We start from the raw sequence: 23,853 nt of genomic DNA, 5'->3' as shown, positions 1-23,853 counted from the left end.
GACGCTACGCCTCGTCCGCCATGGCCGCGGCGAGTGCGGCGGGAAGTGTGGTGTGCGCGAACCGGAATCCGCTCTCGTGGAGCACGCGCGGGACGGCGCGCTGCGACGTGAGCAGGCCCTCGTCGGCGATCTCGCCGACTGCGGTGCGCAGGGCGATCCGGGGTACCACCCAGCGCGCGGGGCGGTGCACCTCGCGGCCGAGCGCCTCGCTGAAGGCCTGCTGCCGCACGGGCGCCGGCGCGACGACGTTGACGGGCCCGGAGATCGTGCCGGCAAGGGCACCGTCGAGCACGTGCAGGACGGCGCGGGCGGCGTCGTCGCGCGAGATCCACGACATCCACTGGTGGCCGCTGCCGAGGCGGCCGCCCAATCCGAGGCGGTAGACGCGACGCAGCACGGGCAGGAGGTCTCCGGCCGCGGAGAGGACGTGCCCGAAGCGCAGGTGCGCCACCGTGACGCCCCCGGCGCGCGCAGGACCAGCGGCGGCCTCCCACTCGACGCAGAGGCTCGCGAGGAAGCCCGAACCCGGCGGGGTACCGTTCGGTCCGTCGAAGCACTCGGTCTCGCTCGCGTCGCCGTAGACGCCGATCGCGCTCGCGCCCAAGAACACCGGCACGCCGTCGCGCGCGGTCGCTTCGGCCAGCGCCGCGGAGGATTCGATCCTCGAGTCGCGCAGGTCCTGCTTCACCGCGCCGGTCCACCGACGGCCCGCGATGGCCGAGCCGTTCAGGGCGATCACGGCGTCGAACCCGGCCAGGTCGGGGACCTCGCCGCGCGCCGGATCCCAGGGGAGCCCGCGCGCCGAATCACCCCGAACGAGCGGAACGACGGTGTCGCCCCGCCGCGTCAGGGCTCGCGACACCGCAGTGCCGATGAGCCCCGACGATCCGGCGAGGGCAACCCGTCGTTCCATGAGATCGGGTGGTTCCGGGGATTACAGGCCCAGATCCGCCTCGAACGCGCCCTCCTCGAGACGGTGCTTGACCGTCGTGAGGAAGCGGCCCGCGTCGGCACCGTCGATGAGGCGGTGATCGTAGGTCAGCGGCAGGAAGGCCATCGGGTGGATGCCGATGGACTCGGTGCCCGCGGCGTCCTTGACCACCACCGGGCGCTTGACGATCGCGCCGGTGCCCAGCATCGCCGCCTGCGGCGGGACCAGGATCGGGGTGTCGAAGAGCGCGCCCTCGCTACCGATGTTGGTGATGGTGAACGTGCCGCCGGACAGCTCGTCGGGCTTGAGGCCGCTGTTGCGGGTGCGCTCGGCCAGGTCGACGATCGCGCGGGCCAGCCCGGCCAGCGACAGGTCGTCGGCGTTCTTGATCACCGGCGAGAGCAGGCCCTGCGGGGTGTCGACGGCGATGCCCAGGTTCACCACACCGTGGTAGGTGATCTCCTTGAAATCGTCGCTGATCGACGCGTTGACGTTCGGGTGCACCTTGAGCGCCTCGATGACCGCCTTGGCGATGAAGGGCAAGTAGGTCAGGTTGACGCCCTCGTTCGCCTTGAACGCGGCCTTCGCCTGCGCACGCAGCGCCACGATCTTGGAGAAGTCGACCTCGAAGACCTGGGTCAGCTGCGCGGAACCCTGCAGCGACTCCCGGGTGACCTTCGCGGTGATCTGGCGGATGCGGTTGGTCTTCTGCGAGGTGCCGCGGAGCGCCGCCAGCTCGGGGCGGGCGCCCTTCGGGGCCGACGGTGCCGGAGCCGCGGCGGTCGTGGGGGCGGCGGCAGCAGCCGGAGCGGCGGGGGCCTTGGCGGCCTCGGCTGCGGCCAGCACGTCCTGCTTGCGGATGCGGCCACCGACGCCGGTGCCCTTGACCGCGTTCAGGTCCACGTTGTTCTCCGCGGCCAACTTGCGCACCAGCGGGGTGACGTACGGCGTCGAATCCGATGACGAAGCCGCCGGGGCGGCGGGCGCCGCGGGGGCGGCCGGAGCAGCCGGGGCCGCGGGAGCGGCCGCAGCAGGAGCGGGGGTCGGCGCGGGAGCCGGGGCGGCGGGGGCGGCCGGAGCGGCGGGAGCCGGGGTGGGCTCGGGAGCCGGTGCCGGGGCGGCGGGCGCGGCCGATGCCGCGGGGGCGCCGGAGCCGACGACGGCGAGCGCGCCACCCACGGCGATGACGTCGTCCTCGTTCGCCTTGATCTCGAGCAGCGTGCCGGCGACGGGCGACGGGATCTCCGTGTCGACCTTGTCGGTGGAGACCTCGAGCAGCGGCTCGTCCACGGCGATCTCGTCGCCGACGCTCTTGAGCCAGCGCGTGACGGTGCCCTCGGTGACGGACTCGCCCAGCTCGGGCATCGTCACCTCGGTGCCCGACGCGGGCGCGGCGGGAGCCGCAGGCGCCGCGGGGGCTGCCGGAGCCGCAGGAGCGGCGGGCTCGGCCGGAGCGGCGGCCGCGGGGGCCGGCTCGGGCTCGGCGGCGGGGGCAGGGGTGGACTCCGCGGGGGCGGACTCGCCCGCCTCGCCGATGGTGGCGAGATCGCCACCGACCTCGACGACGTCGTCCTCCTGCGCCAGGATCTTCAGCAGCACACCCGAAGCCGGAGCCGGGATCTCGGTGTCGACCTTGTCGGTCGAGACCTCGAGCAGGGGCTCGTCGACGGTGATCGTGTCGCCCTCCTGCTTGAGCCACCGGGTGACGGTGCCTTCGGTGACGCTCTCGCCGAGTGCCGGCATCTGGACGGAGAAGGCCATTTCCTCTGACTCCTCAGGTTCGGTTATCTGCTGTGATACGAGCTGAACGCGGGTTTCGGCTGGTGGCCTCCACCGACACCTGACCCTACCCTCAGGGGTCGGGTCCGCGCGGCGGTTGGGGGCTTACTCGCCGGTAACTCCCAGGGGGCGGGACGTCAGCCCCGCTGCGCGATGTCGCGGAGCACCGCGAGCATCGTGCGGACCGGGACGCCCGTACCACCCTTGGTGATGTAGCCGAAGGGCCCGCCGGTGTTGAACGCCGGACCCGCGACGTCGACGTGCGCCCACTGCACCCCGTCGGCCACGAACTCCTTGAGGTACACCCCTGCGGTGAGCATGCCGCCCCAACGGTGGGGGCTCACGTTCGCCAGATCCGCGACGCGCGAGTTGATGTCGGCGCGCAGCTCCTCCGGGAAGGGCATCGCCCAGCCGTTCTCGCCGACGGAGCGGGAGAGCTCAGCGACGCGATCGCGGAAGTCGTCGGTGCCCATGACGCCGGGCGTACGGGTGCCGAGCGCGACCATCTGCGCGCCCGTCAGCGTCGCGGTGTCGATGAGGTAGTCCGGCTCGTCCTCGCAGGCGCGGACGATGGCGTCGGCCAGGATCAGGCGGCCCTCGGCGTCGGTGTTGATCACCTCGACGGTGATCCCGCCCTTCTCGGCGCCGGGGTACTGGGTGAGCACGTCGCCCGGGCGCTGCGCGGTGTGCGATGGCATGTTCTCGGCCATCGGCACCGTCGCGGTCACGTCGACCTTCAGTCCGAGCTGCGCGGCCAGGATCACGGTGGCGATGACCGCCGCCGCGCCGCCCATGTCGGAGGTCATCTGCTCCATGCCCGCGGCCGGCTTGATCGAGATACCGCCGGTGTCGAAGGTGATGCCCTTGCCGACCAGCGCGACGTGCTTGGCACCGTCGACGCCCGAGACGTGGCGCAGGCGCACGAGGCGCGGCGGGCGCGAGCTGCCCTTGCCGACCCCGATGATGCCGCCGTAACCGTTCGCCTCCAGGTACTGCTCGTCGAAGACCTCCACGTCCAGCCCGGCCGCGGTGCCGAGCCGCTCGGCGCGGTCGGCGAACTCGCCGGGGGAGAGGACGTTCGGCGGGGTGTTGACGAAGTCGCGGGCCAGCGCCACCGCGCCGGCCGTCAGCCGGGCCTGTTCGGCGGTGCCGCGCACCTCGTCCGCGAGCGCCTCGGACGCGGGGGCCGAGAGCAGCGCGAGCGCGCCGAGCGTCTCCTTCTTCGGCGCCGAGGTGGTGCGGAACTCGGCGAACCGGTACGCACCCAGGATCGCGCCCTCGACGGTCGCGGCCAGGTCGATCGAGGAGAGGGTGGTCGCCGCCGCGGCCACGCCCTCGAGCGCGCGGGCCGCGACGCCCGCGGCGCGGCGCACGGCCTCCGGGGTCACTGACTTCTCGGCGCCCAGGCCCACGCCCAGCACCGTCGCCGCGCCCAGGCCGATCCCGGCCGGCGTCGCGATCCGGACGACCTCGCCGGCCTTGCCCTCGGCGCCGAGGAGCGCGAGCGCCTCCGCGACAGGCCCGCGCGCGGCCTCCGGGACCCCGGGGTCGAGCGTGATCGGCCCGTCGCCCTCCGCGGAGTACACGCCCACGACGAGCGCGTCGGTCGCCGCCGCGAGATCGTCGGTCAGCGTGATGGCGGTTCCGGTGAACGGCGTGCTCAAGGGGTTTCCTCTCGTCGGGGCGGCGGGTGTGCTTGCCTGTACGGATGTTACGCTTGGGACTGTGGGGCGCGCCGCCGCCCGGGGCCGCCGGCTACGCGGCCGCGATGCCCGCGCCCGTCGTCGCGCACCTGTTGGAGATGCTCGCGCGCGAGGGCCACCCCGCGGCGGAATGGGCCGCGCGCGCCGGGATCCCCCGGACCGATCCCGCAGGCGACCTCGTCCTCGCGTTCCCGCAGGTCGCGCGGTTCCTCACCGAGGTGGTCCGCGAGTTCCCGGACCGGCCCCTGGGGATGCAGGCGGGCGCGCGGCCGTTGCTGCAGTCCTTCGGGATGCTCGGAGTGGCGGTCCAGACCGCGGACGACGTGGAGGGCGCCGTCAACGTCGGCCTGCAGTACCACCAGGCTGCGGGCAGCCTCGTCGACTTCTCCGTGGACGCCGTCGGCGACGCCCTCCGCCTCGCCGTGGTGCCGCGCTCGATGGACCCGGAGCTGCTGCCCTTCCTCTGCGAGGAGACCCTGCTCAGCGTCACGACGCTGCTGCGATCCGCGCTCGGGGACGAGCGGTGGTCACCCGTGCTGGTCGAGCTGCCGTATCCGGCGCCGTCGTACGCCGCCGAGTACCCGCGGGGCTTCGGCTGCCCCGTGCGGTTCGACGCCCCGTCCGGGCGGATGACGGTGCCGCGGAGCCTGCTCGGCACGCCGCTGCCCCGACGCGAGCCCGCGGTGCACGCCGCCGCACTGGCGGCCTGCCGTGCGCTCACCGGGACGAGGGCCGAGGCGCGCGACCTCGACCACGTGTGGGCGGTCGAGCAGCTGCTCCGGGCAGACCTGCGCCGCCCGTTCACGATGGCCGGCGTCGCGCGACAGCTCAACACCACCGAGCGAACGCTGCGCCGGCACCTGGTGGAGGCGGGCGAGTCCTTCCGGTCGATCCACACCCGGGTCCGGCGCGAGCGCGCCGAGGACCTGCTGCGCACGACCGGACTACCGGTGCGGTCCGTGGCAGAGGCGGTCGGCTTCGCCGACGCCCGCGACTTCCGGCGGGCCTTCGCGCAGTGGACGGGCCGCACGCCCGCCGAGGTCCGGGCCCGCGGGGAGATCCGGACGGAGGAGGGGGGATCTACGGTCACGCCCAGCTGAGGTGGCGGCTGCGCCCGTACGATCGGTGCTCATGACGGGAAACGGCACGGGCGAGACCACGACCGGAGCGGGCGCACTGGACCTGGCGGCAGCACCGTCGTCCCTCGACCGGGACTGGGAGATCGACCCGACCGCGTACTGGGCGACCATCGACGCCGCCACCCACGGCCTCGACGCGCCGATCCTCGCCGCGGACCTCGATGCCCTGCGCTACAACGTGGCCGACATGCTGCGGCGCGCGGCCGGCAAGCCCATCCGCGTCGCCTCGAAGTCCATCCGCTCCCGCCCCGTGCTCGACGCGCTGCTGCGCGTGCCCGGCTACGCGGGCGTGCTCGCCTACGACGTGGCGGAGGCCCATTGGCTGGCGGCCGACGGGACGGACCACGACGGCGCCGACCGGCCGGGGTGCACCGACGTGCTGGTCGCCTACCCGAGCGCGGACCTCGCCGCCATCGCCGCGCTGGCCGCCGATCCGGCCGCCGCGATGCGGGTGACCCTGATGATCGACGACGCCGAGCAACTGGACCTCATCGACGCCGCGGTGCCGCCGAGCCGCCGCCCCGAACTGCGGGTCTGCATCGACGTCGACGCCTCCTACCACGCCCCCGCGCTGGGCGCGATCGGCGCGCGCCGCTCCCCGATCCGCACGCGTGGCGAGGCCTCGGTCCTCGCGGCGACAGTAGCGGGCCGCAAGGGATTCCGGCTCGTCGGCGTGATGACCTACGACGCCCAGATCGCCGGCGTCGGCGACCTCAGCATCCGTCGACCCGGCGCCGGGACGCTGCTGCGGACCATGCAACGCGCGTCCTGGGACGAGCTGGTGACGCGCCGCCGGGAGATCCTCACGGACCTGCGCCGGATCGCCGACCTCGAGTTCGTCAACGGCGGCGGAACAGGCTCCCTGGAACGCAACGCCGAGGACCCCAACGTCACCGACATCGCCGCCGGCAGCGGCCTGTACGGCCCGCACCTCTTCGACGGCTACTCCCACTTCCGCCCGGCGCCCGCCATGGGGTTCGGGCTCGCGGTGGTGCGTCGTCCGGACGCGCAGACCGTGACCTGCCACGGCGGCGGATGGATCGCCTCCGGCGCGGCGGGTTCCGACCGCCTACCGAAGCCGGTGTGGCCCGAGGGGCTGAAACTGACGGGTCGCGAGGGCGCGGGCGAGGTGCAGACGCCGCTGACCGGCGAGCGCGCCGCGCGGATCTCGCTCGGCGACCGGATCTGGTTCCGGCACACCAAGGCCGGGGAGCCGGCCGAGCACGCCGACGATCTCGTGATCGTCTCCGACGGTGCCGTGCACGCCGCGGTCCCGACCTACCGCGGCGAGGGGAAGTGCTTCCTGTGAACAAGTGGATCCCGAGCCTGGACCAGCTGACCGGCAACGTGGGCGAGTGGCGGAACTGGGGGCGCACCGCCTCCGCCTTCCCCTCGTACGTCTCGCGGCCCGCGAAGATCGAGGACGTGGTGCGCACCGTCGAACGGGCCCGCGAACGCGGCGGCACCGTCAAGGCGCTGGGCGCGGGGCACTCCTTCACGGCGATCTCCGCCCCGCGCGACGTGGCGCTCGCGCCGGACCACCAGGGCGGGCTCGTCACCGTCGACGTCGACGCCAAGCGGGTGACGCTCCGCGCCGGTACCCGGTTGTACGACGTGCCCGCGCTGTTCGAGCCCTACGGCCTGGCCATGGCTAACCTGGGCGACATCGACCGGCAGACCGTCGCCGGTGCGATCTCGACCGGCACGCACGGCACCGGGCTTGGCTTCGGCGGTATCGCGACCCAGGTGGTCGGGGCCACCCTCGTCTCCGGGACCGGGGAGGTGGTTACCGTCGGCGAGAACGACCCGCGGCTGCAGGCCGTGGCGCTCGGGCTCGGCGCGCTGGGGATCCTGGTCGAGGTCACGCTGCAGTGCGTGGACCGGTTCGTGCTCGAGGCGACCGAGGCACCGCTGTCGCTGGGGGAGACCGTGGACGGCTTCGTCGAGCGGGTGCGCGACGTCGACCACTTCGAGTTCTTCTGGTTCCCGGGGACGGACGGCACGCTCACCAAATCGCAGATCCGCCGGCCCGGGGATCACAAGCGCAAGCCGATCGGCGGGGTGCGGCGGTTCGTCGACGACAAGGTCGTCGGGACCGGCGCGCTGATGGCCGTGTGCGAAATGGGGCGCGCGGTACCGTCGCTGACGCCCCGGCTGGTCTCGCTCGCCACGTCGATGCTCTCCGAGCACACCGAGATCGACTACTCCACCAACGTGCTCACGACCGATCGATCCGTGCGCTTCCGCGAGACGGAATGGGCCGTGCCGCTGGAGAACACGATGCCGGCGTTCGCCGCGCTCAAGGCGGCGACCGAGAAGCACGACTGGAACCTCACCTTCCCGATCGAGGTCCGTGTCGCCGCCGCCGACGACCTGATGCTGTCGACTGCTTCGGGCCGGCAGTCCGGGTACATCGCCGCGCACCGTTACGTCCGGGACAAGCCCAGCGACTACTTCGCCGAGGTCGAGCGGATCATGATCGAGCACGGCGGCCGCCCGCACTGGGGCAAGATGCACACGCGCACCGCCGAGTTCTTCCGCGGCGCTTACCCCCGGTTCGAGGAGTTCCTGGCCGTGCGCGACGAGCTCGACCCGGACCGCGTGTTCGCCAACGACCACCTGGACGCTGTGCTCGGCCGCTGACTCGTGCATGATTTCCCGCCATGAAGATATTCGGCTGGACGCCGACCACTGACGGTGCGGGCGTGGTGGGGCCCGGTGAGCGGCTGAGTTGGCCCAAGACGTTGGGCATCGGCGTGCAGCACGTGGTGGCGATGTTCGGCTCCACGTTCCTGGTGCCGGTGCTCACCGGCTTCCCGCCCGCCACCACCCTGCTCTTCTCGGGCGTGGGCACCCTGCTGTTCCTGCTCATCACCGGCAACCGGCTGCCCAGCTACCTGGGGTCGAGCTTCGCGGTGATCTCGCCGATCACCGCGGCGACCGCCTCACAGGGGATGGGGAGCGCGCTGGGCGGCATCGTCGCCGTGGGCGTGCTGTTGATCCTGGTGGGCGGCGTGGTGCATCTCGTGGGCACGGCGTGGATCGAGAAGCTGATGCCGCCCGTCGTGACGGGCGCGATCGTCGCGCTGATCGGCCTCAACCTGGCGCCCGCGGCGAAGGCGAACTACGAGAAGGCCGCCGTGACGGCCACGATCACGCTGGTCTGCCTCATCCTGTCCCTCGCCCTGTTCAAGGGCATGCTGGGGCGGCTCGCGATCTTCACCTCGGTGTTGATCGGCTACGCGGTCGCGTGGTTCCGCGGCGAGGTCGACTTCTCCAAGGTCTCCGCGGCATCCTGGGTCGGCTTCCCGGAGTTCCACGCCCCGTCGTTCTCCTGGGCCGTGCTGCCCATGTTCCTGCCCGTGGTCCTCGTACTCGTGGCCGAGAACGTCGGGCACGTGCGGTCCGTCGCGCAGATGACGGGGGAGGACTACGACCCGGTGATGGGCCGGGCGCTGGCCTCCGACGGCCTTGCGACGGTGCTCGCCGGCGCGGGCGGCGGCTCCGCCACCACGACCTACGCGGAGAACATCGGCGTCATGGCCGCGACCCGCGTCTACTCGACGGCCGCGTACTGGGTGGCCGGCGTCGCCGCGATCTTGCTGGGCATGTCGCCGAAGGTCGGCGCGGTGATCGCGTCGATCCCGCCGGGCGTGCTGGGTGGCATCACGACGGCGCTGTACGGCCTCGTCGGCATCCTCGGCGTGCGCATCTGGGTGGAGGCGCGCGTCGACTTCAGCAAGCCCATCAACCAGCTCACCGCCGCGGTGCCGCTCATCATCGGCATTGCCGACTTCACCTGGTCCGTCGGCGAGGTCACCTTCACCGGCATCGCACTCGGCTCCGTCGCCGCGATCGTCATCTATCAGGGCATGCGCCTGTTGGGCCGGTCCGGCAGCGCGGCCCTGGACTAGAGTGCCGGACATGAGTGAGACGCTGATCGAGGGACCCCTGAACGCCGTGCACGTCGAGCTGGGAGCGGCGTTCGCGCCCTTCGGCGGCTGGTCGATGCCCGTCAAGTACGCGGGCACCGTCGGCGAGCACACCGCCGTCCGTGAGGCCGTGGGGATCTTCGACGTCAGCCACCTCGGCAAGGCCACCGTCGCCGGGCCCGGCGCCAAGGACTTCGTCAACCGCGTGCTCACCGCCGATCTCGGCAAGATCCACCCGGGCAAGGCGCAGTACACCCTGTGCACCAACGAGTCCGGCGGCGTGATCGACGACCTCATCGTCTACTACGTCTCCGACGACGAGCTCTTTCTCGTGCCCAACGCCGCCAACACGGCCGCGGTCGTCGCGCACCTCGTCGCGCGGGCGCCCGAGGGGATCACCGTCACCGACCAGCACCGCGACTACGCCGTGCTCGCCGTGCAGGGCCCGAAGTCGGCGGAGGTACTGCAGGCCGTCGGGCTGCCCACCGAGATGGAGTACATGGCCTACGAGGACGCCTCACTGAACGGCACCCCGGTGCGCGTCTGCCGCACCGGCTACACCGGCGAGCACGGCTACGAGCTGATCCCCGCCTGGGGTGACGCCGAGACCGTCTTCCGCGCGCTGCTGCCCGAGATCACCTCGCGCGGCGGCCAGCCCGCAGGCCTGGGCGCCCGCGACACCCTCCGTACCGAGATGGGCTACCCGCTGCACGGCCACGAGCTCACCGTCGACATCACCCCGGTCCAGGCCCGCGCCGGCTGGGCCGTCGGCTGGAAGAAGCCCGAGTTCGTCGGCCGCGACGCCCTGCTGGCGGAGAAGGAGGCCGGTCCGGCGCGCAAGCTCTGGGGCCTGCGCGCGACCGGCAAGGGCGTGCTGCGCGCCGACCTCACGGTGCTCTCCGCCGACGGTGTGCCGATCGGCACCACTACGTCGGGCACCTTCAGCCCGAGCCTCAAGACCGGAATCGCCCTGGCGCTCATCGATTCCGCGGCGGGGGTCGAGAAGGGGACGCCGGTGAGCGTGGACGTGCGCGGCCGCGCGATCGAGTGCGAGGTGGTCCTCCCGCCGTTCGTCGAGGCGAACACGAAGTAGTCCCGAGGCGGCCCCGGAAAAATACTCGGGGTTCCTACTGATTGGTACGGCCCGCGCCCGCGCGCGCGGGTCGTAGAATCTTGTCCCATGACAACTGGCACGGCCTTCGCCCTCACCCGCAACGACCACCCCCGCTCTGCGGCTGAGCGCTCTGAGATCCTGGCGAACCCGGGATTCGGCAGGTACTTCACCGACCACATGATCTCGCTCCGCTGGAACGAGGCCGAGGGCTGGCACGCGCCCGAGGTGCTGCCCTACGGCCCCATCCCGATGGAGCCCTCGGCGTCGGTGCTGCACTACGCGCAGGAGATCTTCGAGGGCCTCAAGGCCTACCGCCAGCCCGACGGTTCCGTCGCCACCTTCCGGCCCGAGGCCAACGCCACGCGCTTCCAGCGCTCCGCCGAGCGGCTCGCGATCCCGCCGCTGCCCGAGGACGTCTTCGTGGAGTCGCTCAAGCAGCTCGTCGCCATCGACGGCGAGTGGGTGCCCGCGGCCGGCGGCGAGGAGGCCCTGTACTTCCGGCCGTTCATCTTCGCCGACGAGGAGACCCTCGGCGTCAAGCCGTCGAACAGCTACCGCTTCCTGGTGATCGCCTCGCCCGCCGGCGCCTATTTCGCCGGTGGCGTGAAGCCCGTCTCGGTGTGGCTCTCGCGCGAGTACGTGCGCGCCGCACCCGGTGGCACCGGCTTCGCCAAGTGCGGCGGCAACTACGCCGCGTCGCTCGTTGCGCAGGCCCAGGCCGCGCAGCAGGGCTGTGACCAGGTCGTGTGGCTCGACGCCATCGAGCACGAGGCGATCGAGGAGATGGGTGGCATGAACCTGTTCTTCGTCCTCGGCTCCGGCTCTTCGGCCCGGATCGTCACGCCGGAGCTGTCCGGATCGCTGCTCCCCGGCGTGACCCGCAGCTCGCTGCTCCAGCTCGCCCGCGACGCCGGCTTCGAGACCGAGGAGCGTCGCATCACCGTCGACGAGCTCAAGGAGGGCGTCGCCTCCGGCGCCATCACCGAGGTCTTCGCCTGCGGCACCGCGGCCGTGATCACGCCCGTCGGACGGGTCAAGGGTGCGTCCGAGGACTTCACCATCGGCGACGGCGAGCCCGGCGAGATCACCATGGCGCTGCGCGAGACCCTCACGGGCATCCAGCGCGGCACGGTCCCGGACGCCCACGGCTGGATGACCACCCTGAGCTGACGCTCATCCCGACGTAGGCGGCCCACACCGGATTCCGGTGTGGGCCGCCTGCGTCAGTAGTAGTCGTCAGGCATCGTCAGCATGACGGCGTCGGCGGGGAAGCCCGGTGCGAGTTCTCCGAGGACGGAATCGAAGCGGTCTCCCTCGTCGGTGAGGTAGAGGACGGGCCCCTTCCCGTAGTCGTTGATCTCGACGCCGAATACCTGCCGTTCGCATGAGATGGCGACCGCTTCGATCCACGCTTCGAGACTCGGCGCGTGCACGGGGCGCAGTTCATCGGCGTGGTGGAACTCCAGGACTTGTCCGGCAATGCTGGGATATGGGCTGGTGCCGTCACCTTCAAGCCGGGCCTCTCCTTTCATATCGATGACCAGCTCGGGGCCGCCGTGTTCCATGAGAGGCAGGTAATGCTCGCCCCACCATGCAGACGCGATCCAGCCGATTTCGTCGGCACGGAGTTCACGAAGCATCGTCAGAGTCGCAGTCGCGTTACGCGCAGACGTCAGCTCGTAGTACTTGATCATGTAGGCAGAGCGCGGGTACTGGTTGCGCGGATCGGGGCCGTGCCAGGCGACGAAGTCGCGATACAGCTGGGGGAGCGGTATACCGAAGGTTCGCTCAAGCTCGTCGAGATCCTCCTGCGGCGAGCCTGGGCCGAGCGCGGCGTGGAACTCGGGGTAGTTCGTCGCGAGTGCCGCGTCCAGTCTTGCGATCAGTGGATGCATGGTGGCACCATACCGAGGAGTTCTATGGTCGGCTGGCCACGGCTGCAACATCTTTCGAAGCGTTGTGCGATGGTTTAGGCCTGATTCGTCGCAGAACAGTGTGGAAGGTGCCAGAGCCCAGGACTATTCGATCCAGGCGCTACTGACGTGACCTCCAGCGTGCGTAGAGCGCGTCGATGGTCGGCGCTACGGCGTCGTACAGCTGCCAGGTGTCGGCGACGGCGTACGTGGAGGGGTGCTCGGAGATCTCCGGCACCTTCGCGTACGCGTCCAGGTAGGCGGAGTACGAAGCGTTGGTGAAGGCGTTCCCCTCGTCAGTGAACGCACCGGAGTCGAATTGGCCGACCATGTGTTGTACCAGGTAGGCGCCGGGTGTCAGCTTGCGGTCGTCGAGCAGGTCGAGGTGCGGATCAGGGACCGGCTCGGGTACTCCGTGCCACAGCGTGGTGCCGCTCGCGAGACCGTGCGCCCGCATCCAGGCGTAGAAGATCCCGATGTGCGTTGCGGCGTTGTCCTCGGGAAGGCCGAGCTCGTCGACGGTCTCCTGGTGCCATTCGGCATCGTCGTAGGTCATGACGTGAGGTTCCCGCGCGACGGTTGGCGGTGGCTTGCCGCCCGGTTGATCAGGTGGTGACGTGCTGGGCGGAGTGGCCGATGGCGGCTTCCTCGTTCAGCATGCGCATGAACTTCGCTTGGCTCGCGTCGCCGCGGCGGGCGGCGCGCTCGCGACCGCCGGGGAGCTGGTTGAACACCGATTCGATGAGGTGGTACGGGATCCGGAGGGCCGGGTACCAGGGGAGGGTCGGCGGGACGCCGAGCTCCTTCATGGCGCTCCGCCCCAGGTAGGCGGTCGCGATCGACAGGTGCTGTGAGCGGGCGATCCTGCGGCGCAGGCCGGTGAGCTGCCCGTACTTCCAGAGCATCGGGTCGTCGGCCATCGGCTGCGCGAGTGCCTTGCTGGTCTCGTCCGGGGTCGAGAGCGCCCGCGAGGTCTGGAACAGGATCCGGAGGCTGTCGCGGAAGCCGTGCGGAAGGAAGTCGTCGTGCACGCCCATCAGTCGGCCGACGTACCGCGTCAGGTGCGCGGCCGCGTCGTACTCGCGGGGGCTGGCTACCATGCCGATCCCGGTCCCGGTGGCGACGGGCGCGATGAGCGCGCCGACCAGTGTGGCCGCCATGTCCGTCTGATTGATCGGTAGGCCGTAGGCCTCGTAGTCCCAGTCCGGTAGGGCCATGAGGTGCCGACGCACCATCGAGTGGATGAACCGCACGTGCAACGTGGACCGGTAGCCTGCGCCACCGGGCCGCAGGCCTTCCGGGACGATCACGTCGAGCGCCCACTGCGAGGTCTCGGCGAAGCGCTTGTTCGAGCCCTTCTCCAGCGCGCCCGTGCGCAGCAAGGTCTGGTTGAAGCCGGAGAAGAGGTAGCCGCCCATCAGCGCGACGTCGCGCGCGATGGAGAAGCCGTCCGCGCCGCCGCTGCGCATGAGCTGGCCGCCGAGGAGGATCTTGTCCCAGTCGACCCAGTCCGGGGCGGTCTCCATGTCCTCGAAGAAGGTGCGCAGTTCCGACGGTGCATCGGGAACCGAAGCGATGCCCGCGTTCAGCGCCCGGTCGAACATCGGCTTGCGTGTATCGCGGTCCTGGTAGATCCACTCGACCAGCTCGTCCATCACGGCATCGCCGGCGGTGAGCAGCTCGCCGAACCGCCGGAACTCCGCGTCCGTCGGCTCGGGGAGGCGCAGAGCGCGGCTCACCATCCGGATCCCGGGAGGCACGCGCCGGGGGCGCGCGGGATGTCGCGCCGGAATCGATCGTGCTCCGTTGAGTGTGGTCACATACCTGTGTCTACTCCTGACAACGACTGTTGTCTAGGGCGTGCCCAGGCGCCTCTGGTGCGGTATTGACCTCACAAGTTATGATACATAACCTAAAGGGTATCAACATTCGCTGATTTCTCTGGAGGCATTGATGACAGATGGCAGTGGCGCGACGGTGTTCGCCTCGGTCGGTGACGGCCGGATCGCTTACGACGTGGTCGGAGAAGGGCCTCTGATCGTCCTCTCTCCGGGGCTCGCCGATACCCGGGCGACCTATCGCTTTCTCGCTCCGCGCCTGGTCGATGCCGGATACCGAGTGGCCACCGTCGATCTGCGCGGCCACGGTGACTCGAGTGCCCGATGGTCCTCGTTCACCCGCGCCGACACCGCATCGGATCTGGCGGAGGTGATCACGGATCTCGGAGGTGGTCCGGCGATCGTGGTGGGACAGTCGTTCTCGGGCGGTGCCGCCACGATTCTCGCGGCCGAACGCCCGGATCTCGTCGCGGCCGTCATCGAGATCGCCCCGTTCACGAGGCCGCCGTCGTTGAGCCTCGCCGCATTCCTGCGCGACGGTGCGTACCGCCGAGGCACGTTCCTGCTCGGCGGATTCGGCATCACCGGAAGCCCACGACGGTGGTCGCAGTACCTCGACATGGCGTATCCCACGCGGAAACCGAGCGATTGGGATTCGTGGAAGGCCAGCGTGCTCGCCGGTCTGGAGAAGCCCGATCGGCGCCGTGCGGCTACGAAGATGGTTCTGGCGAACGCGAAGGACGCAGCAGAGGCGCTTCCGCACGTGACCCGACCCACGCTGATCATCATGGGCTCGCAGGACAGTGACTTCGCCGACCCGGTTGCGGAGGCGAAGGGCATCGTGGCCGCCCTGCCCGACTCGATCGGCAGCTACGTGACGATCGACGGGGCAGGGCACTATCCGCACGCGGAATTCCCGGACGAGGTCGCCACGCACATCCTGCGATTCCTCACCGGGCTTCGCCTTGCCTAGGGCGGGACTCAGTTCCGCGCACGTGGTCACCGCTGGTGCCGCCCTCGCCGACGAGGTCGGCATCGACGCGGTGACCTTCGCGCTTCTCGCCGAGCGACTGGGAGTGAAGCCGCCGGCGCTCTACAAACATGTCGACAGCGTCGGCGATCTGCGGCGTCGGATCGCGACACTGGCGATGACCGAACTCGGTGACGAGGTGGGCGTCGCGATCCAAGGACGTTCACGTGCCGCGGCGATGGCGGCCCTCGTGGAGGCGACGCAGTCGTACATCGGCCGGCACCCGGGACGCTACGCGTCGACGACCGGAATCGCGATGGGTGCCGATCCCGACGACCCGTTTCTGCGCGCGGCCACCCGGGTCATGCAATCACTGCGTGCGGTGGTCTCCGGGTACGGGGTGGCGGCAGAGGAACTCGATCACGCGATCCGGACTCTCCGGTGCACCATGCACGGGTTCGCCGTGCTGCAGGCTGTCGATGCCTTCCAGTGGGAGAACGACTCCCGGGAGACCGCGACGTGGATGGTGCGATTCCTGGACGCTGGACTGTCCGGGCTGGGCGGCGCCCAGCGGGGAGATCCGCGGATCGACGCGTTCTGAGCCGCCATCGGCTAACGGGAGCCTCTCCAGAGTGCGTACAGCTCGTCGAGCACAGGCTCGATCGCGTTGTAGAGCCGCCAGCTGTCCTCGACGGCGTACATGTTCTCCGCGTCGACAACCACCGGGATGCGGTCGTAGGCACCGAGGTAGTCGCTGTACTTCGCCTCGACGAACCTCCGACCTTCCGCAGTGAAGGAGCCGGGATCCAATTGGCCGGCAAGATGCCGTTCCAGATAGGCGCCCGGGGTGAGCGCGCGGTCGTCGAGGAGATGGAGCTCAGGATCGGGCACCGGACCGTCGACGCCGTGTTCGAGGTGGGTGCCGCTCGTGAGGCCCCGGGCGCGGGCCCATGCGTAGAACATGCCGATGTGCGTGTTCGCCGCCTCCTCGGGCAGGCCGAGTTCGGCGGTCGTGTCGGAGTGCCATCCCGCGTCGTCGTAGGTCATGTCGGGAGCCTGGCCCGCTGAGCTTGCCGGGCGCTTGGGGACCACTTGTCAGGCGATGCAGAGACCGATCAGTGCGACCACCGCGGCGAGCTCGATGCCGAAACCCAGGACGTCGCCGCTCATTCCGGCGAACCGGCGCACGCAGTGCCGCATCGCGAGGGCCGCGACGAGCAGCGCCATCGCGATGGCGAGCGGCCCCTGCCACGGGCGCCCGGGCACCGCCGGGGCGGCCGCAGCCAGCGCGACCACGGCCCAGAGGCCCTGCGTCGCAAGGCCTTGGGTGCCGGCCGTGAGCGCACCGAAACCGTCGGGGTTCGACGGTGCCCAGCCGCGCCGGCAGCCGAGGACCGCGGCCACCCGGGAGGCGCCCACGGCCACGCCGATCGCGAGCCACGCCCCGCGGTCCGCGAGCCCACCGACGGCGGCAGAGCCGGCGATCAGGAGCAGCGCCAGCGCGGCGGCGCCGAACGGGCCGACGGTGCCCTGCCGCATGATCTCTCGCGCCCGCTCCGGCGAGCCGTAGCTGCCCAGGCCGTCGACGCAGTCCGCGAAGCCATCGAGGTGCATTCCGCGCGTCAGGAGCGCCCCGGCGCCGACGGCCAGGGCGCCGACGAGCACCGTCGGCAGGCCCGCGGCGTGGCAGGCCCAGGCGACCGCGGCGACGGCGGCGCCCACGATCGCGCCGGCGAGGGGCACGCGGGCGATGATGCGGGCGCCGTCGGCCCGGGTGACGGGGCTCGGCTGCAACGCGCCGGGCACGGGCAGCACCGTCATCCAGGCGACGGTGGCGGCGAGGTGCCGCACGTCAGTCGGCGGCCTTCCCGGACACGCCGGCCGCGTCGAAGGTCGCCATCTCGCCGAGGACGGCCACGGCCGAGCGCACCAGGGGGAGCGCGAGCGCCGCGCCGCTGCCCTCGCCGAGCCGCAGGCCGAGGTCGAGCAGGGGCTCAATGTCCAGGCGGTGCAGCGCGAGGGCGTGCGCTGGCTCGGGGCTCTTGTGCCCGGCGACCCACCAGCTCACCGCGCCGGGGGCGAGGTCATTCGCGACCAAGGCCGCAGCCGTGACCACGACACCGTCGAGGATCACCGGCGTGCGCCGCACCGCGGCCTGCGCCAGGAAGCCGGCCATGGCGGCCAGGTCCGCCCCGGCGACGGTGCGCAGCAGCGCCTTCGGGTTGCCGACGTGTGGGCGTGCGCGGTACATGCCGTCGCGGACCGCGGCGGCCTTGCGCATCCAGGCGTTGTCGTCGATGCCGGTGCCGCGGCCCACGACGAGGACGGGCTCGGTATCGGTGAGCGCGCCGACCAGCACCGCGGCGGGCGTGGTGTTGCCGATGCCCATGTCGCCGGCGATGAGCAGGTCGGCGCCGGAGTCGATCTCCTCGTCGGCGATCCGGCGGCCCGCCGCGATCGCCGCGATAGTCTCCTCGTCGGTGAGCGCGTCGGTCACGGCGATGTCGCCCGACGAGCGGCGGATCTTGTTGCGGCTCAGGTCCTCGCGGGTGTCGCCGGCGACGGCGATGTCCTCGATGCGGACCGTCGCGCCGGCCTGCGCGGCCAGCACGTTGATTGCGGCGCCGTCGGCGGCGAAATTCGCCACCATCTGCGCGGTGACCTCCGGCGGGTAGGCCGAGACGCCGCCCGCGGCCACGCCGTGGTCCCCGGCGAAGACCACGATGCGCGCGCGCTCGAACTGCTTCGGTGGGCACACGCCCTGGCACGCGGCGATCCACTCGCCGAGCTGTTCCAGGCGGCCCAGCGAGCCCGCTGGCTTGGTCAGTTCCAGCTGGCGATCACGGGCCTCGCGGCCGACGAACGGATCCGGCGGGGAGAGCTGCGGGAAGGCCAGCGGGTCGGCGCCCGGTTCGAACGGTGGGAGCACGATCGGCGGCGCCGGCGGCACGTCCGGCACGGGCTTGATCAGGCTCGCGGCGGGCGTGGAGGCAGTCGAGGGGGAGGGCGCACCGTCGAGCAGCACGGGGATCCCGGCGACGACGAGCTCGGCTTGGTCAGCGATCGCCGCGAGCCGGCCGTTGAGCGTGCCCAGCAGGTCTTGGAAGACGCGGCCCGCGTGGGTCTCGGGGACGAGCGACAGGCCCACCTCGGGGCTGACGATGACCAGCTCACCCGTGTACGCCGCCGCGGCGGCCACGAGGCCGTCGAGATCGGGCTGCGCGTTCTCGGGGGTCTCCCACCCGGCCGCGTCGAGGCGCGCGGCGAGCCAGCCGCCCAAGTCGTCGATCAGCGTGGGCGCGGAACCCTCGGAGAGGACCGCGCGGAGGTCCTGCGTCTCGACGGTGGACCACGACGACGGGCGACGCTCGCGGTGCGCGGCCACCCGCGCGGCGAGGTCGGGGTCACCGTCGGGCCGCGGCGCCGTGGCGACGTACCGGACGAGGGCGCCGGCTCCGGCGATCAGCTGCTCGGCGCGCGCGGACTTGCCCGAGCGGACCCCGCCGAGAACGAGGGTGAGCGCCACGGGCTAGACCGCGTCGCCCGGCTTGACCTGCGGCCGCGGGATGCGCATGCGCCGCAGTTGCGTGGAGCGCATGAAGGCGTACCAGCCGAGGCGGAAACCCGTCTCGGTGGTGTCCGGCCAGCGCTCGCGGACGCGGTTGTTGACGCGACGGCCGGTGAGGATGCCCTCGATCGCCATCACCGCGACCATCACCAGCAGGATGAGCATCGGGATGCCCGCGAGCTCCGGCCGGTTGACCGTGACGAACATGAAGACCATCACGGCCACCGCGAACGGGATGAACATGGTGGAGATGTGGCGCTTGGCGTCGACCAGGTCGCGCACGTAGCCCTTGACGGCGCCTTTGTCGCGGACCGGCAGGTACCGCTCGTCGCCCTGCATCATGAGCTCGCGGCGCTCGTTGGCCTGCGTGCGACGATCCGCGGCGGCCGCCTTGCGCTCCTCCTTGCTCATGGAGTTGCGCAGCTCCTTCTTTCGCGCGCGGGCCTCGGCCCGTGTCATCGGCGCGGGGGCGACGGGGCCGCGCTTGCGGCCCTGCGCTTCGCGACGGCTGGGCGTGGGGCGGCCCTTGCCCGCCGTCGGCGCGGGCTTGGCGAGCGGATCCGCGGCGGTCTCGTCGACGGTGTCGGCTGCCGCGGACTCCGCCGCCTCGGAGGTCGAATCGTCGGCCTTCTGCCAGGGGAGTTTCACGCCGTCCAGCCTATTCGATCCCGCCGGGTGCGCCACGACGCGGGTGATGGTGACTCCCGGGAATGCAGGGCGGGGGAGTACCGTTGAACCAGACACCGACGTGCGTCTGTGAGGAGAACCTATGACTACTGCTGCTGAGAGCGAAACCACCGGTGTGGTGCTGACCGAGGCCGCTGCCTCGAAGGCGAAGGCGCTGCTGGACCAGGAGGGTCGTGACGACCTGGCGCTGCGCATCGAGGTGCAGCCGGGCGGATGCGCGGGCCTGCGGTACCAGCTGTACTTCGACGACCGGTCGCTCGACGGCGACGTGCTGTCCGAGTTCGGCGGCGTGAAGCTGTCGGTCGACCGGATGAGCGTGCCGTTCCTGATCGGCGCGAAGATCGACTTCGTCGACTCGATCGAGAAGCAGGGTTTCACCATCGATAACCCGAACGCCACCGGCTCGTGCGCCTGCGGCGACTCGTTCAACTGACGCACGACTGACGCCCGCGAGGCGTGCGGAACCCTCTCGCGGTTAGGCTGACTGGATTCGTCCGTCGCCGACCACGGGAGGGTTTCGTCGTGTCGATCGCCGTTTCCGGTTCCATCGCCACCGATCATCTGATGCGTTTCGAGGGGAAGTTCTCCGAGCAGCTGCTCGCCGAGCACCTCGCCCACGTCTCGCTGAGCTTCCTCGTGGAGGAGCTCGTGCTGCAGCGCGGCGGGGTCGGCGCGAACATCAGCTTCGGCATGGCCCGGCTTGGCCGGCGACCCGTGCTCGTCGGCGCGGTGGGCGCCGATTTCGACGAGGGCTACCGCGCCTGGCTCGAGGACGCGGGTGTCGATACTCGCGCGGTCCGGGTCTCGCAGACCGCGCACACCGCGCGCTTCCAGTGCACCACCGACTCGGAGATGGCGCAGATCGCCTCCTTCTACTCGGGCGCGATGGCCGAGTCGCGGGAGATTGCGATCGCCGACGTCGCCGCCACCGTCGGCGAGCTCGACCTGGTGGTGATCGGCGCGAACGATCCCGCCGCCATGACTCTGCACAGCGCGCAGTGCCGTGAGGCGGGCATTCCCTTCGCCGCCGACCCGTCGCAGCAGCTCGCGCGCCTGAACGGTGAGGAGGCCCGCGACCTGGTCGAGGGCGCCAAGTTCCTGTTCACGAACGAGTACGAATGGGGCCTGCTCCAGCAGAAGACCGGCGTGAGCGCCGAGCGGCTCACCGCGATGGTCGAGGTCCGCGTGACCACCCTCGCCGAGAAGGGCGCAGAGATCGTCGTCAACGGCACGGACGGCACCGTTGCGCAGCGCATCCACGTCGACGTGGTGCCCGACCGCGGCCGCGTCGACCCCACCGGCGTCGGCGACGCCTTCCGCGCCGGCTTCCTCGTGGGCCTGGATGCGGGCCTGTCGTACGAGCGCTCCGGCCAGCTCGGTTCGTACGTCGCCGTGAAGGTGCTCGAGACGGTCGGGCCGCAGGCCTGGGACTACGACGTCGAGGACGCGCGCGAGCGGCTGACCGAGGCGTACGGCGCCGCGGTGGCCGCCGAGATTCTCGCTGCGCTGTAGGTCACAATCGCGATTACTCGCGAGTAACCTACGGTATCGTAGGTTCATGACGATCGCCGGTGTGCCCGAGATCAGGCCGCGCCTGCGGGGAGTGATCCACCAGTTCGGCGCGCTCGGTGCCGCCGTCCTGGGGATCCCGCTGGTGATCGCCGGATTCCGGGAATCCACCTCCGCCGGGTTCGCCCTGATCGTCTACGCGATCACCGTGTTCGGGGTGTTCGGCGTGAGCGCCGCGTACCACCGCGGGAAGTGGACCGACGCGCAACGCATCTGGATGAAGCGCGCCGACCACTGCATGATCTTCGTCTTCATCGCCGGCAGCTACACGCCGATCGCCGTGCTCGCCCTGCCGTCCGGCGTCGCCCGGTGGGTGCTTGCTGTGGTCTGGGGCGGCGCCCTCGCGGGCGTCGCGCTCAAGCTGCTGTGGCCGCACGCCCCGCGCTGGGTGGGCGTGCCGCTGTACATCGCGCTCGGCTGGGTGGTCGTCGCCGTCGCCGGCGACCTCGTGCGCGGCGCCGGCTGGACCGCGTCGATCCTGCTCGCCGTCGGCGGCGTGCTCTACAGCGGGGGAGCGGTCCTCTACGCGACCCGCTGGCCGAACCCCTGGCCCGGCGTCTTCGGGCACCACGAGTTCTTCCACGCCGCGACCGTCGTCGCAGCGCTCTGTCACTACGCCGCGATGTGGATCGCGTTGCTGCGCTGATGCCCTAGAGGCGGACCGGGTAGGTCGGCTCTTCGATGGCCGGGTGGATGCGGTCCTCGACGAAGATGCCGTGCCAGACCATGAACACCAGGACGGTCCAGATCCGTCGGGAATGGTCCGTGCCGCCCGGCCAGCCCTCGGGTGCCTTCGCCTTGTGCTCGTCGAGCATGGCGAGCACGGCGCGCCGGTCGATCCACTCGTCGGTCTGCGACTCCTCGATGACGGTCCGGGCCCAGTCGTAGAGCTCCGGGCCGGCCAGCCAGTGCCGCAGCGGCACGGGGAAGCCCAGCTTCTTCCGGTGCAGCACGTGCGGCGGGATGATCTCCTCCAGTGCGCGGCGCAGCGCGTACTTCGACGTGCCGCCGGCCAGCTTGAGGTCGGCGGGCAGGGTCTCCGCGACGCGGAAGACCTCCTTGTCCAGGAAGGGCACGCGCAGCTCGAGCGAGTTGGCCATCGTCATCTTGTCGGCCTTGACCAGGATGTCGCCGCGGAGCCAGGTGAACTGGTCCAGGTGCTGCATCCGCTCGACGGGGCCCCAGCCTCGGGTCTTGGCGTAGATCGGGGCGGTCACGTCGGTGTGCGTCCACTCCGGGCGGAAGTCGCGCAGCACGTAGTCCAGCTGGGCGTCGTTGAACGAGCGCGCGTTGCCGTAGTACCGCTCCTCAAGTGGCAGTGAGCCGCGCTGCAGCAGCGACTTGCCGCGCTTGCCCTCGGGCATACGGTCGCCGATCTTGCCGGCGGTGCGCCGCGCCCAGGCGGGCAGCTTGTCGAAGGGCGCGAGGGACAGCGGCTCCTTGTAGATGGTGTAGCCACCGAACAGCTCGTCGGCGCCCTCGCCCGACAGCACCACCTTGACGTGCTTACGCGTCTCGCGCGCGAGGTAGTAGAGGGGGACGAGCGACGGGTCGGCCACCGGATCGTCGAGGTACCAGACGATGGCGGGGATCGCGTCGCGGAACTCCTCAGGCGAGACGGTCTTGACCACGTGGCGCGCGCCGATGGCCTCGGCGGACTCGGCGGCCACGTCGACCTCGCTATAGCCCTCGCGCTGGAAACCGGTGGTGATGGTGATCAGGTCGGGGTTGTGCTGGATCGCCAGTGCCGCGACGGCCGTCGAGTCGATGCCGCCGGAGAGGAAGGAGCCGACGGTCACGTCGGCACGCATGTGCATCTTCACCGAGTCGCGCAGCGCGTCGGCGATGTCGCGGTAGATCGCCTTCGCCTCGACGGACTCCAGGCCGCCAGTCACCTGCTTCACGGGGAAGCGGGGCTCGAAGTAGCGCTGCGCGTCGACGGTGCCGCCGGGGGAGAGGGTGGCGTAGCAGCCTGACTCGAGGCGGCGGATGCCCAGATGCAACGACTCGGGCTCGGGCACGTACTGAAGCACGGTGTAGTGCTGCACGGCGCGGGCGTCGAGGCCCGGCTTCAGGCCCGCCTCGTCGGCCAGCGCGAGCACGGACTTCTTCTCCGACGAGAAGACGGTGCCCTTCGATCCGGTGGCGACGTACAGGGGTTTGATACCGAACTGGTCGCGGGCGAGCGTCAGCTCCCGCTTCTCGGTGTCCCAGATCGCGAAGGCGAACATGCCCCGGAGCTCGGCGAGCACGCCGTCGATGCCCCAGTGGTGGAAGCCGGCGACGATCGACTCGCCGTCGCCCTCGGTGCGGAACTCGGCGCCGAACTCGTCGGTCAGGCGCTGCCGCAGCTCGAGGTAGTTGTAGATCTCGCCGTTGAAGGTCAGCGCGTACCGGTCGGGGCTCTCGGGCGGTCCCCAGCGCAGCGGCTGATGGGCGTGCTCGATGTCGATGAAGGCGAGGCGGTTGAAGCTCAGCGCCAGGTCGTCGTCGTGCCACGACCCGCCGAACTCGTCGGGGCCGCGGTGCCGCATGCACCGGCCGGCGGCGGTCACCGCGTCGACGACGTCGCCCGCGTGCTGATCGGCGGACAGGAATCCCAGGAGGCCACACACGGTTGACCAGTATGCCGGAACGGGGCCCTGCACCCGGAACGGCGCAGGCCCGTGCGCCGGGCACGCGAAACGACGCGCCATTTGCCGACCCCGCA

The 23,853-nt window shown here is 71.1% G+C and carries 22 protein-coding genes; 11 read left to right on the top strand and 11 right to left on the bottom strand.

Annotated elements, in window-relative coordinates; all coding sequences use genetic code 11:
• Positions 1–4 precede the first annotated feature (4 nt).
• The 3 genes from HNP44_RS19895 to HNP44_RS19885 form a co-directional block, all read right to left on the bottom strand.
• Positions 5–913 carry a TIGR01777 family oxidoreductase gene (locus HNP44_RS19895; protein WP_259144337.1) on the bottom strand — a complete coding sequence of 303 codons (909 nt, stop codon included), beginning with the start codon at positions 911–913 and terminating at the stop codon, positions 5–7.
• Positions 914–934: 21 nt separating this feature from the next.
• Positions 935–2,692 (bottom strand): 2-oxoglutarate dehydrogenase, E2 component, dihydrolipoamide succinyltransferase, encoded by a 1,758-nt coding sequence (gene sucB / locus HNP44_RS19890; RefSeq protein ID WP_259144338.1) that lies wholly within the window; start codon positions 2,690–2,692, stop codon positions 935–937.
• Positions 2,693–2,847: 155 nt separating this feature from the next.
• Positions 2,848–4,374 carry a leucyl aminopeptidase gene (locus HNP44_RS19885; protein WP_259144339.1) on the bottom strand — a complete coding sequence of 509 codons (1,527 nt, stop codon included), beginning with the start codon at positions 4,372–4,374 and terminating at the stop codon, positions 2,848–2,850.
• A 44-nt stretch (positions 4,375–4,418) separates the two neighbouring features.
• On the opposite strand from HNP44_RS19885, the gene HNP44_RS19880 reads away from it, so the two are divergent.
• The 6 genes from HNP44_RS19880 (at position 4,419) to HNP44_RS19855 (ending at position 11,768) form a co-directional block, all read left to right on the top strand.
• Positions 4,419–5,513, top strand: a complete 1,095-nt coding sequence (locus HNP44_RS19880) for an AraC family transcriptional regulator (protein ID WP_259144341.1) — start codon at positions 4,419–4,421, stop codon at positions 5,511–5,513.
• Between the two features lie 31 nt (positions 5,514–5,544).
• The gene (locus HNP44_RS19875) at positions 5,545–6,861 is read left to right on the top strand and encodes an alanine racemase (RefSeq protein WP_259144343.1); all 1,317 of its coding nucleotides are present in this window, start codon (positions 5,545–5,547) and stop codon (positions 6,859–6,861) included.
• Positions 6,858–8,195 (top strand): D-arabinono-1,4-lactone oxidase, encoded by a 1,338-nt coding sequence (locus HNP44_RS19870; protein WP_259144345.1) that lies wholly within the window; start codon positions 6,858–6,860, stop codon positions 8,193–8,195. The genes HNP44_RS19875 and HNP44_RS19870 overlap by 4 nt, the downstream gene beginning before the upstream one ends.
• A gap of 20 nt (positions 8,196–8,215) precedes the next feature.
• Positions 8,216–9,466, top strand: coding sequence for a uracil-xanthine permease family protein (locus tag HNP44_RS19865; protein WP_259144347.1), 1,251 nt, complete (start codon positions 8,216–8,218; stop codon positions 9,464–9,466).
• 10 nt (positions 9,467–9,476) lie between these two features.
• Positions 9,477–10,577 carry a glycine cleavage system aminomethyltransferase GcvT gene (gene gcvT / locus HNP44_RS19860; RefSeq protein WP_259144348.1) on the top strand — a complete coding sequence of 367 codons (1,101 nt, stop codon included), beginning with the start codon at positions 9,477–9,479 and terminating at the stop codon, positions 10,575–10,577.
• Between the two features lie 87 nt (positions 10,578–10,664).
• Complete coding sequence (locus tag HNP44_RS19855; protein ID WP_259144351.1) at positions 10,665–11,768, top strand: branched-chain amino acid aminotransferase; 1,104 nt, start codon at positions 10,665–10,667, stop codon at positions 11,766–11,768.
• A 53-nt stretch (positions 11,769–11,821) separates the two neighbouring features.
• Here the strand turns inward: HNP44_RS19855 and HNP44_RS19850 are convergent, their stop codons facing one another.
• The 3 genes from HNP44_RS19850 to HNP44_RS19840 form a co-directional block, all read right to left on the bottom strand.
• Positions 11,822–12,493, bottom strand: a complete 672-nt coding sequence (locus HNP44_RS19850; RefSeq protein WP_259144352.1) for an SMI1/KNR4 family protein — start codon at positions 12,491–12,493, stop codon at positions 11,822–11,824.
• Positions 12,494–12,632: 139 nt separating this feature from the next.
• Positions 12,633–13,067: a DUF7832 domain-containing protein gene (locus tag HNP44_RS19845; protein ID WP_259144354.1), complete on the bottom strand. Its 435-nt coding sequence runs from the start codon at positions 13,065–13,067 to the stop codon at positions 12,633–12,635.
• A gap of 49 nt (positions 13,068–13,116) precedes the next feature.
• Positions 13,117–14,253 (bottom strand): oxygenase MpaB family protein, encoded by a 1,137-nt coding sequence (locus HNP44_RS19840; protein WP_259144355.1) that lies wholly within the window; start codon positions 14,251–14,253, stop codon positions 13,117–13,119.
• 211 nt (positions 14,254–14,464) lie between these two features.
• Here HNP44_RS19840 and HNP44_RS19835 point away from each other — a divergent pair, with 211 nt between their 5' ends.
• Positions 14,465–15,322 carry an alpha/beta fold hydrolase gene (locus HNP44_RS19835; RefSeq protein WP_259144356.1) on the top strand — a complete coding sequence of 286 codons (858 nt, stop codon included), beginning with the start codon at positions 14,465–14,467 and terminating at the stop codon, positions 15,320–15,322.
• 22 nt (positions 15,323–15,344) lie between these two features.
• On the top strand, positions 15,345–15,920 hold the full coding sequence (locus tag HNP44_RS19830) for a TetR/AcrR family transcriptional regulator (protein WP_259144357.1): 576 nt from the start codon (positions 15,345–15,347) through the stop codon (positions 15,918–15,920).
• Positions 15,921–15,931: 11 nt separating this feature from the next.
• Here the strand turns inward: HNP44_RS19830 and HNP44_RS19825 are convergent, their stop codons facing one another.
• The 4 genes from HNP44_RS19825 to HNP44_RS19810 are packed head-to-tail and all read right to left on the bottom strand — an operon-like array spanning position 15,932 to position 19,535.
• The gene (locus HNP44_RS19825; RefSeq protein WP_259144358.1) at positions 15,932–16,366 is read right to left on the bottom strand and encodes a DUF7832 domain-containing protein; all 435 of its coding nucleotides are present in this window, start codon (positions 16,364–16,366) and stop codon (positions 15,932–15,934) included.
• Between the two features lie 48 nt (positions 16,367–16,414).
• Positions 16,415–17,170, bottom strand: a complete 756-nt coding sequence (locus HNP44_RS19820; RefSeq protein WP_259144359.1) for an adenosylcobinamide-GDP ribazoletransferase — start codon at positions 17,168–17,170, stop codon at positions 16,415–16,417.
• 1 nt (position 17,171) lies between these two features.
• A complete protein-coding gene (gene cobT / locus HNP44_RS19815) occupies positions 17,172–18,845 on the bottom strand; it encodes a nicotinate-nucleotide--dimethylbenzimidazole phosphoribosyltransferase (RefSeq protein WP_259144360.1) in 1,674 nt (557 codons plus the stop codon).
• 3 nt (positions 18,846–18,848) lie between these two features.
• Entirely contained in the window at positions 18,849–19,535 is a 687-nt protein-coding gene (locus HNP44_RS19810) for a DUF3043 domain-containing protein (RefSeq protein ID WP_259144361.1), read from the bottom strand.
• A 121-nt stretch (positions 19,536–19,656) separates the two neighbouring features.
• Here HNP44_RS19810 and HNP44_RS19805 point away from each other — a divergent pair, with 121 nt between their 5' ends.
• From HNP44_RS19805 to trhA, 3 genes are all read left to right on the top strand, one after another.
• On the top strand, positions 19,657–20,007 hold the full coding sequence (locus HNP44_RS19805) for a HesB/IscA family protein (RefSeq protein ID WP_224648092.1): 351 nt from the start codon (positions 19,657–19,659) through the stop codon (positions 20,005–20,007).
• Positions 20,008–20,096: 89 nt separating this feature from the next.
• Positions 20,097–21,086, top strand: coding sequence for a carbohydrate kinase family protein (locus HNP44_RS19800; protein WP_259144362.1), 990 nt, complete (start codon positions 20,097–20,099; stop codon positions 21,084–21,086).
• Between the two features lie 46 nt (positions 21,087–21,132).
• Positions 21,133–21,789: a PAQR family membrane homeostasis protein TrhA gene (trhA, locus tag HNP44_RS19795; RefSeq protein ID WP_259144363.1), complete on the top strand. Its 657-nt coding sequence runs from the start codon at positions 21,133–21,135 to the stop codon at positions 21,787–21,789.
• Positions 21,790–21,793: 4 nt separating this feature from the next.
• Here the strand turns inward: trhA and asnB are convergent, their stop codons facing one another.
• The gene (asnB, locus tag HNP44_RS19790; protein ID WP_259144366.1) at positions 21,794–23,758 is read right to left on the bottom strand and encodes an asparagine synthase (glutamine-hydrolyzing); all 1,965 of its coding nucleotides are present in this window, start codon (positions 23,756–23,758) and stop codon (positions 21,794–21,796) included.
• Between the last annotated feature and the right edge of the window lie 95 nt (positions 23,759–23,853).

This window comes from Tsukamurella ocularis (assembly GCF_024807615.1).
In the GTDB taxonomy this organism is placed as follows: domain Bacteria; phylum Actinomycetota; class Actinomycetes; order Mycobacteriales; family Mycobacteriaceae; genus Tsukamurella; species Tsukamurella ocularis.
Note: the sequence above shows the minus strand (reverse complement) of the source record. Positions and strands in the feature narration are given on the sequence as shown.

Excerpts from the sequence above, each read along its gene's own strand:
- HNP44_RS19875 (WP_259144343.1), top strand. The coding sequence starts at position 5,545 with ATGACGGGAAACGGCACGGGCGAGACCACGACCGGAGCGGGCGCACTG.
- HNP44_RS19895 (WP_259144337.1), bottom strand. The coding sequence starts at position 913 with ATGGAACGACGGGTTGCCCTCGCCGGATCGTCGGGGCTCATCGGCACT.
- HNP44_RS19840 (WP_259144355.1), bottom strand. The coding sequence starts at position 14,253 with ATGGTGAGCCGCGCTCTGCGCCTCCCCGAGCCGACGGACGCGGAGTTC.
- HNP44_RS19805 (WP_224648092.1), top strand. The coding sequence starts at position 19,657 with ATGACTACTGCTGCTGAGAGCGAAACCACCGGTGTGGTGCTGACCGAG.
- HNP44_RS19825 (WP_259144358.1), bottom strand. The coding sequence starts at position 16,366 with ATGACCTACGACGACGCGGGATGGCACTCCGACACGACCGCCGAACTC.
- HNP44_RS19880 (WP_259144341.1), top strand. The coding sequence starts at position 4,419 with ATGTTACGCTTGGGACTGTGGGGCGCGCCGCCGCCCGGGGCCGCCGGC.
- HNP44_RS19865 (WP_259144347.1), top strand. The coding sequence starts at position 8,216 with ATGAAGATATTCGGCTGGACGCCGACCACTGACGGTGCGGGCGTGGTG.
- sucB (WP_259144338.1), bottom strand. The coding sequence starts at position 2,692 with ATGGCCTTCTCCGTCCAGATGCCGGCACTCGGCGAGAGCGTCACCGAA.
- HNP44_RS19835 (WP_259144356.1), top strand. The coding sequence starts at position 14,465 with ATGACAGATGGCAGTGGCGCGACGGTGTTCGCCTCGGTCGGTGACGGC.
- HNP44_RS19855 (WP_259144351.1), top strand. The coding sequence starts at position 10,665 with ATGACAACTGGCACGGCCTTCGCCCTCACCCGCAACGACCACCCCCGC.
- HNP44_RS19850 (WP_259144352.1), bottom strand. The coding sequence starts at position 12,493 with ATGCATCCACTGATCGCAAGACTGGACGCGGCACTCGCGACGAACTAC.
- gcvT (WP_259144348.1), top strand. The coding sequence starts at position 9,477 with ATGAGTGAGACGCTGATCGAGGGACCCCTGAACGCCGTGCACGTCGAG.
- trhA (WP_259144363.1), top strand. The coding sequence starts at position 21,133 with ATGACGATCGCCGGTGTGCCCGAGATCAGGCCGCGCCTGCGGGGAGTG.
- HNP44_RS19845 (WP_259144354.1), bottom strand. The coding sequence starts at position 13,067 with ATGACCTACGACGATGCCGAATGGCACCAGGAGACCGTCGACGAGCTC.